16 protein-coding genes are annotated in these 16087 nt (G+C 73.1%); all 16 read left to right on the top strand.

Annotated elements, in window-relative coordinates; all coding sequences use genetic code 11:
* The first annotated feature begins 221 nt into the window (after positions 1 to 221).
* On the top strand, positions 222 to 1190 hold the full coding sequence (gene dapA / locus CLV52_RS13425; RefSeq protein WP_246018134.1) for a 4-hydroxy-tetrahydrodipicolinate synthase: 969 nt from the start codon (positions 222 to 224) through the stop codon (positions 1188 to 1190).
* Positions 1190 to 2866, top strand: coding sequence for a ribonuclease J (locus CLV52_RS13420; RefSeq protein ID WP_133766893.1), 1677 nt, complete (start codon positions 1190 to 1192; stop codon positions 2864 to 2866). Before dapA ends, CLV52_RS13420 begins: the two co-directional genes overlap by 1 nt.
* 119 nt (positions 2867 to 2985) lie before the next feature.
* Positions 2986 to 3339, top strand: a complete 354-nt coding sequence (locus CLV52_RS13415) for an ArsR/SmtB family transcription factor (protein WP_133766892.1) — start codon at positions 2986 to 2988, stop codon at positions 3337 to 3339.
* A 2-nt stretch (positions 3340 to 3341) separates the two neighbouring features.
* Complete coding sequence (locus CLV52_RS13410; protein WP_133766891.1) at positions 3342 to 3842, top strand: SRPBCC family protein; 501 nt, start codon at positions 3342 to 3344, stop codon at positions 3840 to 3842.
* Positions 3843 to 3890: 48 nt separating this feature from the next.
* Positions 3891 to 4379, top strand: coding sequence for a GNAT family N-acetyltransferase (locus CLV52_RS13405; protein ID WP_246018133.1), 489 nt, complete (start codon positions 3891 to 3893; stop codon positions 4377 to 4379).
* Between the two features lie 64 nt (positions 4380 to 4443).
* Positions 4444 to 7347 (top strand): FtsK/SpoIIIE family DNA translocase, encoded by a 2904-nt coding sequence (locus CLV52_RS13400; protein WP_133766890.1) that lies wholly within the window; start codon positions 4444 to 4446, stop codon positions 7345 to 7347.
* A gap of 100 nt (positions 7348 to 7447) precedes the next feature.
* Positions 7448 to 8056, top strand: coding sequence for a CDP-diacylglycerol--glycerol-3-phosphate 3-phosphatidyltransferase (pgsA, locus tag CLV52_RS13395; protein WP_133766889.1), 609 nt, complete (start codon positions 7448 to 7450; stop codon positions 8054 to 8056).
* Positions 8053 to 8538: a CinA family protein gene (locus tag CLV52_RS13390; RefSeq protein WP_133766888.1), complete on the top strand. Its 486-nt coding sequence runs from the start codon at positions 8053 to 8055 to the stop codon at positions 8536 to 8538. The genes pgsA and CLV52_RS13390 overlap by 4 nt, the downstream gene beginning before the upstream one ends.
* Before the next feature lie 153 nt (positions 8539 to 8691).
* Entirely contained in the window at positions 8692 to 9030 is a 339-nt protein-coding gene (locus CLV52_RS13385) for a helix-turn-helix domain-containing protein (protein WP_170224931.1), read from the top strand.
* Positions 9031 to 9046: 16 nt separating this feature from the next.
* Complete coding sequence (locus tag CLV52_RS13380) at positions 9047 to 9268, top strand: DUF3046 domain-containing protein (protein WP_133766887.1); 222 nt, start codon at positions 9047 to 9049, stop codon at positions 9266 to 9268.
* Positions 9269 to 9631: 363 nt separating this feature from the next.
* The gene (recA, locus tag CLV52_RS13375; protein ID WP_133766886.1) at positions 9632 to 10726 is read left to right on the top strand and encodes a recombinase RecA; all 1095 of its coding nucleotides are present in this window, start codon (positions 9632 to 9634) and stop codon (positions 10724 to 10726) included.
* Between the two features lie 3 nt (positions 10727 to 10729).
* Positions 10730 to 11428, top strand: coding sequence for a regulatory protein RecX (locus CLV52_RS13370; RefSeq protein WP_133766885.1), 699 nt, complete (start codon positions 10730 to 10732; stop codon positions 11426 to 11428).
* A gap of 87 nt (positions 11429 to 11515) precedes the next feature.
* Complete coding sequence (miaB, locus tag CLV52_RS13365; protein ID WP_281276079.1) at positions 11516 to 13015, top strand: tRNA (N6-isopentenyl adenosine(37)-C2)-methylthiotransferase MiaB; 1500 nt, start codon at positions 11516 to 11518, stop codon at positions 13013 to 13015.
* A gap of 9 nt (positions 13016 to 13024) precedes the next feature.
* Positions 13025 to 13957 (top strand): tRNA (adenosine(37)-N6)-dimethylallyltransferase MiaA, encoded by a 933-nt coding sequence (gene miaA / locus CLV52_RS13360; RefSeq protein WP_133766884.1) that lies wholly within the window; start codon positions 13025 to 13027, stop codon positions 13955 to 13957.
* A gap of 70 nt (positions 13958 to 14027) precedes the next feature.
* Positions 14028 to 15167, top strand: a complete 1140-nt coding sequence (locus tag CLV52_RS13355; RefSeq protein WP_133766883.1) for a hypothetical protein — start codon at positions 14028 to 14030, stop codon at positions 15165 to 15167.
* Between the two features lie 9 nt (positions 15168 to 15176).
* A complete protein-coding gene (dapF, locus tag CLV52_RS13350) occupies positions 15177 to 16043 on the top strand; it encodes a diaminopimelate epimerase (protein ID WP_133766882.1) in 867 nt (288 codons plus the stop codon).
* Positions 16044 to 16087: the final 44 nt, after the last annotated feature.

Raw genomic sequence — 16087 nt, 5'->3', positions numbered from 1 at the left:
GCCCTCCGACGCGACGACCGCCCGGATCCGGCCTGTGGAGGAGCGGACGACGGGCTCTCCCCGAACGGATGAAGGAGATCGGCGGGCAGGGGAGGCGTCGGAGGCGGCGTGCGCGCGGGTCGGCTCGACGAACTCCTTCATCCGTGCAGCGCCCATCCGTGCAGCGCCCTGTGCTCGCGCGGCGAGAACAGGTCCGGTGCCGCCCGGTAGGCTTCCGGTCCGTGCCAGAGAACCCCTTCGGCCAGGTGCTCGTCGCGCTGGTCACGCCCTTCACCGCCGACGGCGAGGTGGACTGGCCCGGGGTGGAGAAGCACATCGACTCGGTGATCACCGCGGGCGCCGACGGCATCGTCGTCTCCGGCACCACCGGCGAGACCAGCACGCTGACCGACCCGGAGAAGCTGCGCCTGGTCGAGGTCGCCCGCGACGTGGCCGCGGGCCGGGCGAAGATCATCCAGGGCGGCGGCTCGAACGAGACGGCGCACGCGATCGAGCTCTACAAGAAGTCCGCCCACGCCGCGGACGGCGTGATGATCGTCACGCCGTACTACAACAAGCCGACGCAGGCGGGCCTGCTCACCCACTTCCGGATGGTCGCGGACGCGACCGACCTGCCGGTGATCCTCTACGACATCCCGGGCCGCACGGGCGTCCCGATCCGGTACGAGACGATCCTCCGCGCCGCGAAGCACCCGAACATCGTCGCCATCAAGGATGCGAAGGGCGACTTCAGCGAGGTCAGCCGCGTCCTGAACCAGACGGACCTCCTGTACTTCTCCGGGGACGACGCGAACGTGCTCCCGCACCTCGCGATCGGCGCCTCGGGGCTCATCGGCGTGACGGCGAACGTCGCCGCCGCGCCGTACCGCACGATCGTCGACGCGGTGAACGCGGGCGATCTCGCGACCGCGACCGCGCAGCACCGCCTGCTCGAGCCGCTGGTGCGCGCGATCATGACCCACGTGCCCGGCACCGTCGCCGCGAAGTACGTGCTCCACGGCCTCGGCCGGATCGGCAGTCCGCGCGTGCGGCTGCCTCTCGTAGGACCTGAGGAGGCGGAGGCCGCCGTGATCGAGGACGAGCTGGCACTGGTGCACGACGTGGCCGGAGCCGATTTCAAGAACTTCCGGCCCGACCGGAACGCCGCGGCGGGCGGCGCCCTGCCCAAGGTCGCCGGGACGACGCGCTGATGGCCGAGCAGCTCCCGGAGCCCCGTCCGGTCGATCGCGGCACCCTCCGCATCCTCCCGCTCGGCGGGCTCGGCGAGGTCGGCCGGAACATGACCGTCTTCGAGATCGACGGCAAGCTGCTGATCGTCGACTGCGGCGTGCTGTTCCCGGAGACGGACCAGCCGGGCGTCGACCTGATCCTCCCGGACTTCGCCCCGATCCGGGACCGGCTCGACGACGTCGTCGCCGTCGTGCTGACGCACGGCCACGAGGACCACATCGGCGCCGTGCCCTACCTGCTCCGCCTGAAGCGGGACATCCCGCTGCTCGGCTCGGCGCTGACGCTCGCCTTCATCGAGGCGAAGCTGCAGGAGCACCGGATCAAGCCGTACACGCACGTGGTGAAGGAGGGCGGCACGGAGCAGCTCGGCCCGTTCGACCTCGAGTTCGTCGCGGTGAACCACTCCATCCCGGACGCGCTCGCGGTCGCCATCCGCACCGCCGCCGGCTCCGTCCTGCACACCGGCGACTTCAAGATGGACCAGCTGCCGCTCGACGACCGGCTGACGGACCTCCGTGCGTTCGCGCGGCTCGGCGAGCAGGGCATCGACCTGTTCCTCGCGGACTCGACGAACGCGGACGTGCCGGGCTTCACCCCGCTCGAGCGCTCGATCGGCCCGGTGCTCGACGACGTGATCCGCCGCGCGCCGCGCCGCGTGGTCATCGCGAGCTTCTCGTCCCACGTCCACCGCGTGCAGCAGGTGCTCGACGCGGCCCACAAGAACGGCCGGAAGGTCGCCCTGCTCGGCCGCAGCATGGTCCGCAACATGGGCATCGCCGCGGACCTCGGCCACCTGAAGGTGCCGCAGGACGTGCTCGTCGATCTGAAGCAGGCGGCGAAGCTGCCCGACGACCGGATCGTCTACATGTCCACCGGCAGCCAGGGCGAGCCGATGGCCGTCCTGTCCCGGATGGCGAACATGGAGCACTCGATCGAGATCGGGGAGGGCGACACGGTGATCCTCGCCTCGAGCCTGATCCCGGGCAACGAGAACTCCGTCTACCGCGTCATCAACGGCCTCACGAAGCTCGGCGCGACCGTCGTCCACAAGGGCAACGCGAAGGTCCACGTCTCCGGCCACGCCGCAGCGGGGGAGCTGATGTACGCGTACAACATCCTGAAGCCGAAGGGCGCCATGCCGGTGCACGGCGAGATCCGGCACCAGGTCGCGAACGCGCAGATCGCGAAGGACACCGGCGTGCCGGAGGACCGCGTGATCATCGCGGAGAACGGCACGGCCGTCGACCTGAGGGCCGGCGTGCCCACGGTGGCCGGGCAGTACGACCTCGGCTTCGTCTACGTCGACGGCTCGAGCGTCGGCGAGATCACGGACGCGGATCTGAAGGACCGGCGCATCCTCGCGGAGGAGGGGTTCATCTCGATCTTCGTCGCGATCGACCCCGCCACCGGTCGCTGCGTCGTCGGCCCGGAGATCCACGCCCGCGGCTTCGCCGAGGACGACGAGGTGTTCGAGAAGGTCCGCCCGCAGATCGTCGAGGCGCTCCGCGACGCGGCCTCCAACGGCACGAAGGACCTGCACACGTACCGGCAGGTCGTGCGCCGCACGGTCGGGCGCTGGGTGAACACGAAGCACCGCCGTCGCCCGATGATCGTTCCGGTGGTCGTCTCCGCGTAGCGGTGCACGGTGGTCGAGCCGGGCGCTCCGCGCCCGTGTCGAGACCACGACGACCTGGCATCCCGATTCGCCGAACAGGTGCTTGTCGGCGATCCGGACCAGGGGTAATCTGCAACCCGATGGTTGTAGAAACGGTGCCGAGCCAGGCCGAGGTCGATCAGATCTTCCACGCCCTCGCCGACGCGACCCGCCGGGACATCCTCGAGCGGGTGATCGGCCGGGAGCAGTCGGTCTCGACGCTCGGGCGCGCGTACGCGATGAGTCTGCCGGCCGTGCAGAAGCACGTCGGCGTGCTCGAGCGGGCCGGGCTCGTGTCGAAGCACCGCGCCGGCCGGGAGCAGCATGTGCGGGCCGAGCCCGAGCGGATCGCGCTCGCCCGCGAGCTGCTCGGCCGGTACGAGGAGCTCTGGCGGACCCGGATCGCAGCCATGGACCGCCTCCTCGCGGAGGACCCGACCGAGCAGAAGGAGTGACCGTGCCCGTCCTCGACGTCGAGAAGGACCTCGACCGACTCACCATGACCGTCACCGCGCAGTTCGCCGCCCCCGTCGAGCGGGTCTGGCGCCTGTACGCCGAGGCGGAGCAGGTCCAGCGCCACTGGGGTCCTCCCGGCTGGCCCGCGACCTTCCTCCGGCATGACTTCACGCCTGGCGGCGGTTCCCATTACTTCATGGCCGGCCCGGACGGCGAGCAGGCGCACGGCGTCTGGCGGATCCTCGCGGTCGACGAGCCGCGCTCCTTCGAGCTCGAGGACGCCTTCGCGGACGCGGACGGGAACCCCGACGAGCGGGCCGGGTGGTCGCGCATGGCGGCGACGCTCACCCCGACCGACGGCGGGACCCGCGTCGCGCTCGTCACGACGTTCCGGTCGACGGAGCAGCTGCAGCAGATGCTCGACATGGGCATGGAGGAGGGGCTGCAGCAGGCGATGGGGCAGATCGACGGCATCCTCGCGGAGGAGGGCGCCCCCGCCTGACCGCGGTCCGCACGCCGATACGATGGCTCCCTCGCGGAGGGGGTCGTCGTGGCGTACCGCATCCGTCGCGCGACGCGGGCCGACGCGTCGTTCCTCGTCGAGATGGCGTGCGAGGCCGCGAACCGGCATCCGGACCGGGTGCGGCCGAAGGCCGACCTCCTCGCCGACCCGGCCGTGATGCGCTACGCCCGCGGCTGGAAGCGCCCGGCGGACGACGGCGTCGTCGCGGTGGACGACTCGGGGGAGTCGATCGGCGCGTGCTGGTACCGCGTGCTGCCCCGGAACGACGCGGGCCACGGGTTCGTCGCGAGCGGGGTGCCGGAGCTCACGCTCGGGGTCCGGCCGATGTGGCGGGCGCGCGGCGTCGGCCGGGCGCTGCTCGAGGCGGCGTGCGACCTCGCCCGCGAGTCCGGGCACCAGCGCGTCAGCCTGAGCGTCGAGCGCGCGAACTTCGCCGAGCGGCTCTACCGCAGCGAGGGGTTCGTCGTCGTCGAGTCCGGCGCGGACGCCGACACGATGGTCCGCGCCCTCCGCTGACACCCCCGATCAGGGGGCGGGCGCCTCCCCGGTGCGGTCGGCGCACCGACCTAGCCTGGACCGCATGGCTGCACCCAGGGGGAAGGACGCTGCCCGGGCGACCACCGCCCGGAGCGCGGGGACCGCGACGCGTGCGCGGGCCGGTTCCGGCCGCTCGTCGACGCCCAGGGCGGGGACGACCGGCCGCGCGAGCAGCCGGACGAAGGTGATCACCCCGCAGGAGCAGGACACGATGGCGACGCGGGCCTACCTCGGCCTCGCGCACGTCGCGGGCGGGGCGGCGCGGACGTTCGGCCCCGAGACGCTGCAGAAGGAGCAGCGCCGCGACGGCGTGCCCTTCCTGCTGCTCGTGCTCGCCGTCGTCGGCGGCGTGGTCGAGTGGTTCTTCCGCTCGAACGCGATCGCCCAGGCCGTGCACCTGTACACGTTCGGCGGCCTCTTCGGCACGATCACGGTGGGGCTGCCGGTCTTCATGGCGCTGCTCGCGCTCTGGCTGTTCCGCCACCCGGCGACCGTCCACGACAACGGCCGGATCGGCGTCGGGTCCGCGATGCTCGTCGTCTCCTCGGCGGCGATCGCGCAGGTGGTCGCGAAGAACCCCCAGCCGGAGCACCTCCAGCAGCTCGCCGCGGGCGGCGGCGTCGCCGGCTGGCTCGTCGTGACGCCGCTCGAGGCCCTCGCCGGGGGCAACCCGGCGCTGCCCGCCGCGATCGCGGGCGTCGTCCTCGCGCTGAGCCTCTTCGTCCTGACGAAGACCCCGCCGAACCGGCTGCCGCAGCGCCTCCGCGACCTCCACGCCTACCTGTTCGACACCGGCGGCCAGACGGCCGCGGCCGAGCCCGCGGCGGAACCGGCCCCGAAGGCGAAGCGCGGCGCGAAGGCGCTGCCGGCGGCGCCCGACGCCGTCGGCGACGACCTGCACGGCGCGGACCTCGCCGCGCTCGGTCTCGAGGAGAGCGAGGAGCCGGCGCGCGGCGAGCGCCGTCGCTGGTGGCCCGGCAGCCGGAAGCAGGCGGAGGCGGAGGTCGTCGTCGACGAGCCGGTCCGCGAGGGCGACCCCGCCTACGACTCGCCGATCATCGACGCCACCGGCACCGCCGCGGTCGTGGGCGTCGAGTCGGAGTCGGCCACGCCGTCCTCCGCCACCGGGAACCCGTTCGTCGGGCAGGCGGGTGCCGCCCCGGCGGAGCCCGCGGAGGACGACGGCGACTTCGAGTTCCTCACCCTCGACGAGCTCGCGTCCGGCCGCACCGAGGCGCCGCGCACCGCCCCGGTCGTGGCGCAGCCCGCCGCCCCGGCGGCGTCGCCGATCGTCGCTCCGGCGCAGGACACCGCAGCGATGACCGAGGAGGAGCTCGAGGAGGAGCAGGCGGCCTACCAGGCGCAGGCGCCGGCGGGCGCCTACCGGCTGCCCCCCGAGCACGTGCTCTCCGCCGGTTCCGTGCCGAAGGCGAAGACCGAGGCGAACGAGCGCATCAAGGCGTCGATCCAGAGCGTCCTCGACGAGTTCAAGGTCGACGCCCGGGCGACGGACTACATGCGCGGGCCGACCGTCACGCGGTACGAGGTCGAGCTGAACCCGGGCGTCAAGGTCGAGAAGGTCACCGCGCTCGCGAAGAACCTGTCGTACGCCGTCGCGTCGAACGAGGTGCGCATCCTCTCGCCCATCCCGGGCAAGAGCGCGATCGGCATCGAGATCCCGAACGAGGACAAGGAGATCGTCAGCCTCGGCGACATCCTCCGCTCGGGCCCGGCGCGGAAGTCGTCGCACCCGATGACGATCGGCATCGGCAAGGACGTCGAGGGCGGGCACGTCGTCGCGAACCTCGCGAAGATGCCCCACCTCCTCGTCGCCGGCGCCACCGGCGCGGGCAAGTCGTCGTTCGTGAACTCGATGATCACGAGCCTGCTCATGCGGGCGACGCCGTCCGAGGTGCGCATGGTGATGGTCGACCCGAAGCGGGTCGAGCTCACCGCGTACGAGGGCGTCCCGCACCTCATCACCCCCATCATCACGAACCCGAAGAAGGCGGCGGAGGCGCTGCAGTGGGTCGTCAAGGAGATGGACATGCGGTACGACGACCTGTCGTCGTTCGGCTTCCGGCACATCGACGACTTCAACCGCGCCATCGAGAACGGCGAGATCCGCCTGCCCGCGGACTCGAAGCGCAAGCTCTCGAAGTACCCGTACCTGCTCGTCGTGGTCGACGAGCTCGCGGACCTGATGATGGTCGCGCCGCGCGACGTGGAGGACTCGATCGTCCGCATCACGCAGCTCGCCCGCGCCGCCGGCATCCACCTGGTGCTCGCGACGCAGCGTCCGTCCGTCGACGTCGTCACCGGCCTGATCAAGGCCAACGTGCCGAGCCGCCTCGCGTTCGCCGTGAGCTCCGCGACCGACAGTCGCGTCATCCTCGACAAGGTCGGCGCCGACAAGCTGCTCGGCCAGGGTGACGGCCTCTTCCTGCCGATGGGGTCCGCCAACCCGATGCGCATCCAGGGCGCCTGGGTGAACGAGTCCGAGATCGCCGCGGTCGTCCAGCACGTCAAGAACCAGGCTCGCCCCGACTACCGCGAGGACGTCGCGGAGGTCGCGCCGGCGAAGGAGATCGACGGCGACATCGGCGACGACATGGAGCTCCTGCTCGCGGCCGTCGAGCAGGTCGTCACCACGCAGTTCGGTTCGACGTCGATGCTCCAGCGCAAGCTCCGCGTCGGGTTCGCGAAGGCCGGCCGCCTGATGGACCTCATGGAGTCGCGGAAGATCGTCGGTCCGTCCGAGGGGTCGAAGGCGCGCGACGTGCTCGTCTCCGCCGACCAGCTCGCGGACACGCTCGCCCAGATCCGGGGGATGCCGGGCAACGGCGCCTCGGCCGGCGGCGGCGGCAAGGTCGCCCTCGACTACTTCGACGACGACGCGCCCTCCGAGGACTCGGAGGACGCCTGGAACCTCACCGACCGGGCGTAGGCCGCCGAGCCCGACCGCGACGGGAGGCGGGTCCGAGCGCTCCGCGCCGGACCCGCCTTTCGTCCGTGGACATCCCGGCCCGCGGGCCTACTGTCGGTGCATGAGCACCGACGGGCAGACGAGGCCGCGGATGCTCCGCGCGGGCGACGGACCGGTCAGCACGTGGAGCGTGCCGAACCTGATCTCGATCGTGCGGATCGCGCTGGTGCCCGTCTTCGTCGTGGTCCTGCTCGCGGCGGGCAGCGAGGCGAACGCGCTCCGCTGGATCGCGACCGTCCTCTTCGTCGTGGCGATCTCCACCGACAGCCTCGACGGGCACCTGGCCCGCAGCCGCAACCTCATCACCGACCTCGGCAAGATCCTCGACCCGATCGCGGACAAGGCGCTCACCGGCGCCGCGCTCGTGGTGCTCTCCGTGCTGGGGGAGCTGCCGTGGTGGGTGACGATCCCGATCCTCGTCCGCGAGATCGGCATCACCGTCTGGCGGTTCGCCGTGCTGTCGAAGCGGGTCGTGCCCGCGTCGAAGGGCGGCAAGACGAAGACCGTCCTCCAATCCGTCGCCATCACGCTCGCCCTCGCCCCGTTCCCGGCGCTGCTCGGCGGCTGGGTGGACTGGGTGAACACGCTCTTCATGGCTGCCGCGTTCGTGGTCACCATCGTCACCGGCGTCCAGTACCTGATCGACGACCGCCGGCTCAACCGGGGATGAGCGCCGAGCGGATCCTCGAGCTGCTGCGGGCGGACGGTCGCACCCTCGCGGTCGCGGAGTCCCTGACGGGCGGTCTCCTCGCCGATGCGTTCGTGCGGGTGCCGGGCGCGTCAGCGGCGCTGCTCGGCGCGGTCGTCGCCTACGCGACCCCCGTGAAGCACTCGGTGCTCGGCGTCGACGCGGGCCTCCTCGACCGGGAGGGGCCGGTGGACCCGGAGGTCGTGCGGCAGATGGCGGACGGGGTGCGGCGCGCGCTCGCGGTCGACGACCGTCCCGCCGACGTGGGCGTCGCGACCACCGGTGTCGCCGGGCCCGGCGCGCAGGACGGGAAGGCCGCGGGCACCGTGTGGGTCGGCGTCGCCGTGGGGGAGCGGCTCGTCGCGCGGGGCTCGGCGCTGCCCGGCGACCGCTCGGCGGTGCGCGGTGGCGCCGTCGACCTCGCCCTCGCGCTCCTGCTCGAGGTGCTCGAGGCACCGGAATAGCCGACGTTTCGATCCCGTTACTTCTGGCACGTCGGCACCGCGGTGTCCGTGACCGGCCGTACCGTTGTCGCAGATCAGCAGGGGTACAGTGGCCGTCCGCTTCCCCGGCGGGTCCGACGGCTCGACACCGAACACCGAGAAGGAGGGGACGACATGGTTCTCGTTCGTCAAGAGCTCGGCGACGTCCTGCGCGACTTCCGTCTGCAGAAGGGCCGCACCCTCCGTCAGGTGGCGAGCAAGGCCTCCGTCGCCCTCGGCTACCTCTCCGAGGTCGAGCGCGGGCAGAAGGAGGCGTCGAGCGAGATCCTCGCGTCCGTCGCCGACGCGCTCGAGACGCCCGTCTCGGTGATCATGCGCGAGGTGGGCGACCGCCTCGCGGTGCTCGAGGGCATCGAGGTCCCCGACGCGCTGCCCGCCGACTTCGGCGAGCGGTTCGTCCGCGGCGAGGGCGCCGCGGACGGCATGCGCCGCCCGGACCTGGTGGCCCACTGATCGCAGGACGCCGACCGTGAAGGTCAGCGAGTTCCGCCTCGCGGTCGACGAGGAGTTCGGCGAGGCGCAGGGTCGCGTGCTCGTGAACGAGCTCGTGCTCGACGACCTCGGTGGCAGGACCGCCGAGCAGGCGCTCGCCGCCGGCGTGCCCACCGGCGATGTGTGGACGGCGCTGTGTCGCGCGAACGACGTGCCGCGGTCCCGCTGGCACGGACGGGGACGCCCCGTCCACTCCTGAGGACGCCCGCGCGAGCGCTCCGCCCCGCCCGCTGGTCGAGGTGCGAGCGGAGCGAGCCTCGAGACCATCCCGAGCGGACGTCGTCCTGCCCCGCGCTCGAACGCGAATCACACGGATGTGGTTCTCCTGCGGCGTGTCGCTCGAATTCGTGTTCGAGCGCGCCTACGCTCCTCCACAGGCGCATCCGAAGGTCCTCCGACCGGTCGGCAGCCCTCCGGCACCCGCTGTCGGAGGTGCTCCGTACAGTCGGATCCAGACAGGCGGAGTGCCGCCAGCCCTGTCGATTCCGCATCGGGAACGACAGCCGATGGGCAGCCGAGCACCTCGGGACATCCGGGGTCGTGAACACGAGGAGACCTTCCAATGCCATCCATCACCGACCGCGAGAAGGCCCTCGAGACCGCGCTCGCCCAGATCGACCGCCAGTTCGGCAAGGGGTCGGTCATGCGCCTCGGCAGCGACGAGCGCGCCCCCGTCGAGGTCATCCCGACCGGTTCGATCGCCCTCGACGTGGCGCTCGGCGTCGGCGGCCTGCCGCGCGGCCGCATCGTCGAGATCTACGGCCCGGAGTCCTCGGGCAAGACGACGCTCACGCTCCACGCGATCGCCAACGCCCAGCGCGCCGGCGGCATCGCGGCGTTCATCGACGCGGAGCACGCGCTCGACCCCGAGTACGCGAAGAAGCTCGGCGTCGACATCGACGCGATGCTCGTCTCCCAGCCGGACACCGGCGAGCAGGCGCTCGAGATCGCGGACATGCTGATCCGCTCCGGCTCGATCGACCTGATCGTGATCGACTCCGTCGCGGCCCTGGTGCCGAAGGCGGAGATCGAGGGCGAGATGGGCGACAGCCACGTCGGCCTCCAGGCGCGCCTCATGTCGCAGGCGCTCCGCAAGCTGACCGGTGGCCTCAACCAGACCAAGACCACCGCGATCTTCATCAACCAGCTGCGCGAGAAGATCGGCGTGTTCTTCGGCAGCCCGGAGACCACCGCGGGCGGCAAGGCGCTGAAGTTCTACGCGTCGGTGCGGCTCGACATCCGCCGCATCGAGACGCTGAAGGACGGGGCCGAGGCCGTCGGCAACCGCACCCGCGTCAAGGTCGTGAAGAACAAGATGGCCCCGCCCTTCAAGCAGGCCGAGTTCGACATCCTCTACGGCGTCGGCATCTCCCGCGAGGGCAGCCTGATCGACTTCGGCGTCGAGCACGGCATCGTGAAGAAGTCGGGCGCCTGGTACACGTACGAGGGCGACCAGCTCGGCCAGGGCAAGGAGAAGGCCCGCGACTTCCTGCTGAAGAACGGGGAGATCGCGAACGAGATCGAGCAGAAGATCCTGAAGAAGCTCGGCGTCGGCGCGTACAAGCAGAAGCCCGAGGAGCAGGTCGCGCAGACACCGGCTGCTCCGGTCGAGTCGCTCCAGAACCGTGCGCCCGTGGCGCGCAAGGTGGGCGCCTGATCCATGGGCGAGCTGCTGCAGTTCCCCGGGAACCGCGCGGGCAGCGATGAGCAGGACGGGGTCGAGCGCAGCTCGGCCCCGTCCCGGCATCCGGCGGGCACCGCGAGGGTCGACGCCGCCCGCGAGCCGCGGTCCGGTCGGGACGACGCCGACGCGCAGGACGAGGCGCGCTGGGCCGTGCCGGGGGTCGACGATCCGTCCGGACCGCCCAGGCCGGAGCCGACCCGGGCGTCGAAGCGCGCGGAGAACGTCGCGATCGCCGCACTCACGCGGCACGACGCATCCGAGGGCGAGCTCCGGGCGAAGCTCGTCGCGAAGGGCCTCGAGCCGGAGGACGTGGAGGCCGAGCTCGATCGGCTGCGGAGCGTCGGTCTCGTCGATGACGCGGCCTTCGCGGAGCGGCTCGTCAGTCGGCTCCGCGACCGGAAAGGCCTAGGCGACCAGGCGATCCGGTCGACGCTCCGCGGCCGGCTCGTCCCGCAGGACGTCGTCGACGCGGTGCTGGCCGAGCAGGTCGAGGACGAGGAGGTCGCCGCCGACCGGCTGCAGTCCGTCGCGGACGACCGGGCCCGCCGGCTCGGCTCGCTGGCGTACGACGTCGCGGAGCGGCGGCTGACGGCGTACCTGATGCGCAAGGGCTACTCGGGGTCGTCCGTCCGTGCGGCGGTGCGGTCGGCCCTGGCTTCGGCCGGGATCGGCTGACCGGCCCGGCCCGGTCCGGGCCGCGGCCTGCTCGCGCCACGGCTCCGGCGTCCGGTGGGCGAGCCGCTCGGTTCCTACACTGCACTGGTGACCGACCTGCTCGAGGCCCCGGCGCGCACCTACGAGGTCCGCACGTACGGCTGCCAGATGAACGTGCACGACTCCGAGCGCCTGGCGGGGTCCCTCGAGGCGGCCGGGTACGTGGCGGTGGAGGCGGGCCGGCAGCCGGACGTCGTCGTGCTCAACACCTGCGCCGTCCGTGAGAACGCGGACAACCGTCTCTACGGCAACCTCGGTCACCTCGCGAAGGTGAAGCGCGAGCACGACGGGTTCCAGATCGCGGTCGGCGGGTGCCTCGCGCAGAAGGACCGCGCCGCGATCGTCGAGAAGGCGCCGTGGGTCGACGTCGTCTTCGGCACCCACAACGTCGGTGCGCTGCCGCGGCTGCTCGACCGTGCGCGCCACAACCACGAGGCGCAGGTCGAGATCCTCGAGTCCCTCGAGGTCTTCCCGTCGACGCTGCCGACGAAGCGCGAGTCGACCTACAGCGGCTGGGTGTCCATCGCCGTCGGCTGCAACAACACCTGCACCTTCTGCATCGTCCCGTCGCTGCGCGGCAAGGAGCAGGACCGCCGGCCCGGCGACGTGCTCGGGGAGATCCGCGCGCTCGTGGACGACGGCGCGATCGAGGTGACCCTGCTCGGTCAGAACGTGAACACCTACGGCGTGCAGTTCGGTGACCGGCAGGCGTTCGGGAAGCTGCTGCGCGCGACGGGCGGCATCGACGGTCTCCGGCGCGTGCGGTTCACCAGCCCCCACCCAGCGGCCTTCACGGACGACGTCATCGACGCGATGGCGGAGACGCCGGCGGTGATGCCGCAGCTGCACATGCCGCTGCAGTCGGGCAGCGACCGCGTCCTGCGGGCGATGCGCCGGTCCTACCGGTCGGACCGGTACCTGCGCATCCTCGACGCGGTGCGCGACCGGATCCCGGACGCGGCGATCACGACCGACATCATCGTCGGCTTCCCGGGTGAGACGGACGAGGACTTCGAGGACACGCTCCGCGTCGTCGAGCGGTCGCGGTTCGCCTCCGCGTTCACCTTCCAGTACTCCATCCGGCCGGGCACGCCCGCCGCGACCATGCCGGACCAGGTGCCGAAGCAGGTCGTGCAGGAGCGCTACGAGCGGCTGACCGCGCTGCAGGAGCAGCTGTCCTGGACGGGGAACCGCGAGCTGATCGGCTCCGATGTCGAGGTCCTCGTCGGCACCGGTGAGGGGCGCAAGGACGGTGCGACCCGGCGGCTGTCGGGGCGGGCGAGGGACAACCGGCTCGTGCACGTCGGGCTGCCCGACGGTGCCGTGCGACCCCGACCCGGGGACCTCGTGACCGTCCGCGTCACGGACGCGGCGCCCGCGTACCTGATCGCGGACGTCCCCGCGGGCTCGGACCACCGGCTGGAGCGCACCCGGGCCGGCGACGCCTGGGACGCCCGCGAGGCCGCCTCGTGCGCGGTCCCCGCGGCGGAGCCCGGGGGAGCGCGGGCGGTCTCCCTGGGGCTGCCCGGGCTGCGCCCGCTCGGCTGAGGCGACGGCGTGCTGCTGGTCCTGACCGGCGCGACGGGGACGGGCAAGACGGGGCTGTCGCTCGACGTCGCCGACGCGATCCGGTCGGCGGGCGCGTCCGCGGAGATCGTGAACGCAGACGCGATGCAGCTGTACCGGGGGATGGACGTCGGCACCGCCAAGCTGCCGGTCGCGGAGCGCCGAGGGATCCCGCACCACCTCTTCGACCTGTGGGAGGTGACCGAGACGGCGAGCGTCGCCGTCTACCGCGAGGCCGCCCGATCGACGATCGCCGCGATCGAGGCGCGGGGCGCCGTGCCGATCCTGGTCGGCGGCTCGGGTCTGTACGTCGAGTCGGTCGTGCGGGAGCTCGACTTCCCGGCCACCGACGCCGCGCTCCGTGCGGAGCTCGAGGCCGAGGCGGAGGCCTCCGGAGCGGACGCGCTGTGGCGGCGTCTCGCGGCCGTCGACCCGGAAGCGGCGGGCCGCATCGTCGCCGCGAACGTGAGGAAGGTGGTGCGCGCGCTCGAGGTCGTCACGCTGACCGGCCGGCCGTTCGCCGCATCCTTGCCCGAGGCGGCGCCGTTCTGGCGTCCGACCCGGACCGTCCGCGTCGAGGTCGCGAACGAGCCGCTCGCCGCACGGCTCGCGCTCCGGGCGGAGCGCATGTGGCGGGAGGAGGGCCTGCTCGACGAGGTGCGGGGGCTCCTCGACCGCGGGCTCGCCGACGGGCAGACGGCCTCGCGCGCCGTCGGGTACGCGCAGGCGATCGCGGTGCTGCGCGGTGAGCGGACGGTCGAGGACGGCATCGCCGAGACGGCGCGGCTCACCTGGCGGCTCGTCCGTCGGCAGCGGGCGTGGTTCGGCCGCGACCGCGACGCGGTCGTGGTCGACGGGCTCGCCGACGACGCGGCGGAGCGCGCGGTCCGCGCGCTGACGGCCGGGCCTGAGCGGCTACCCTGATCCCGGGTCGCCGCGCGGCCCCCTGAGGAAGCAGTCTCTTCCGGGTGGGCGGGCCTCTCGAAGGGTCCCCGTGCGCACCTACGGTCGCCTCCTCTCCTCCCCGACGACCACCGTCTCGCTCGTCGCGGCGCTGGTCGGCGCGATCCCGATCGGCATGTGGCCGCTCACGATCGTGCTCGGCGCGCTCGACGCCGGCGGGACCGGTGCGGACGCGGGCGTGCTCGCCGCCGTCTTCGGCGTCGGGAACGCCGTCGGGGTCGTGTCCCAGGGGGCGCTGCTGAGCCGGGTGCGCGCCGCGGTGCTCCTGCCGCTCTTCGCCGTCCTCGGCATCGTCGCGGCCGCGCTGCTGAGCGGCGGGGTGGTGCTCGCCGGCGCGGCGCTGGCCGGCATCGCGATCCCGGCCGTCACGCCCGCGGTGCGGGGCCGGCTGGCGACGTCGGTGCCGGGCGCGGACCGTCCGGGCGCCTACGCGCTGGTGAACGTGCTGTTCCAGGCCGGGATCGCGATCGGCCCGCTCGTCGCGGCCGCCCTCGCGGCCGGGGGGCTCATCGGCGTCGCGCCGGCGATCGCCGCCGGCGGCGGGCTGGTCGCCGCCGGGCTCCTCGCCGTCGCGCACCGCAGCCGGCTCGAGCGCCCGGCGGGCGCTGTCCGGGTCGGACCGATGGGGCGCGGTGCGCTGGTGCTCATCGCGGCCGCCGGTGCGGCGGGGTTCGGGATCGGCACCCTGCAGGTGCTCGTCCCCGTCCGGTCCACCCCCGCGATGGCCGGAGCCGCCTTCGCCCTGCTCGCGCTCGCGGAGGTCGCCGGCGCCGTCCTGCTCGGCGGTCGCGCCAGGCCGGGGCGCGCCTTCCGCATGCTCGTCGCCGGCACGGGCGGCATGGCGCTGCTGTACGTCCTCCTGCAGCTCGGGCTCGCCCCGGTGCCCGCGGCGGTGGCGCTCGGGCTCGCGACCGCGGTGCAGTCCCTCGGATCGGCGCTCGCGCTCGACCGGTTCGTGCCGCCCGCCCGCATCCCGGCGGTCTTCGCCGTGCAGGTCGCGCTCGTGATCCTCGGTGCCGCGGCGGGGTCGTTCACAGCGGGCGTGCTGCCGGACGGCGCCTTCGCGATCGCCGCGGCCCTCCTCGCGGTCGCGGGCGCGGCGCTGCTGGGTCTCGCCCGCCGGCCCGTCCTGCGCCCGGCTCCGACCGGACCGCGGGCGGTCGCTCGGTAGGCTCGCCCCATGGCCGAGCTCCGCTTCACGAAGGGGCACGGCACCGGCAACGACTTCGTGCTCGTCGCCGACCCGGACGGGACCCTCGATCTCGCCCCCAGCCGGATCGCCGCGCTCTGCGACCGCCGGTTCGGGATCGGCGGCGACGGGCTGCTCCGCGCGGTGCGGGTGGGCGCGGACCCGATCGCGGTCGCGGCCGACCCGGACGCCGTGTGGTTCATGGACTACCGGAACGCGGACGGCTCCGTCGCCGAGATGTGCGGCAACGGGATCCGCGTCTTCACCGCCTTCCTGCTGCAGGAGGGGCTGGCCGAGCTGCCGACGGGCGCGACCCTGCCGATCGCCACGCGCGCCGGCGTGATGACCGTCCAGCGCACGGCGACGGGCTTCGCGGTCGACCTCGGCCGCTGGACGCTCGGCCCGGACGACGTCATGGTCGCCGTGGGGGGCGTCGACGTGGTCCGCCCCGGTCTCTCGATCGCGGTTCCGAACCCGCACGTCGTCGTCGCCCTCGCGGACGACGACGAGCTCGCGGGCGCCGACCTAGGCCGCGCGCCCGTGCTCGATCCGCCGCCGCCCGCCGGGGCGAACGTCGAGCTGGTGCGGCCCGAGGACCCGCTGGTGGAGGACGGGATCGCCCGGATCCGCATGCGGGTGCACGAGCGGGGGAGCGGCGAGACGCTCTCCTGCGGTACGGGCGCGGTCGCCGCGGCGCTCGCCACCCGCTACTGGGCCGGCTCGGGTGCGCCGAACGACTGGCGGGTCACCGTGCCGGGCGGCGTGCTCGGCGTGCGGATGTTCCCCGCGGAGGACGGCGAGCACGTGGCCCTCTCCGGCCCCGCCGAGCTCGTCTACACGGGCGTCATCGACCTCTGACCCGTTCTCTCACGGATCCGCGGTTCTTCCGCGGATCCGCAGAG

The organism is Amnibacterium kyonggiense, assembly GCF_004364555.1.
GTDB classification, from domain to species: domain Bacteria; phylum Actinomycetota; class Actinomycetes; order Actinomycetales; family Microbacteriaceae; genus Amnibacterium; species Amnibacterium kyonggiense.
Note: the sequence above shows the minus strand (reverse complement) of the source record. Positions and strands in the feature narration are given on the sequence as shown.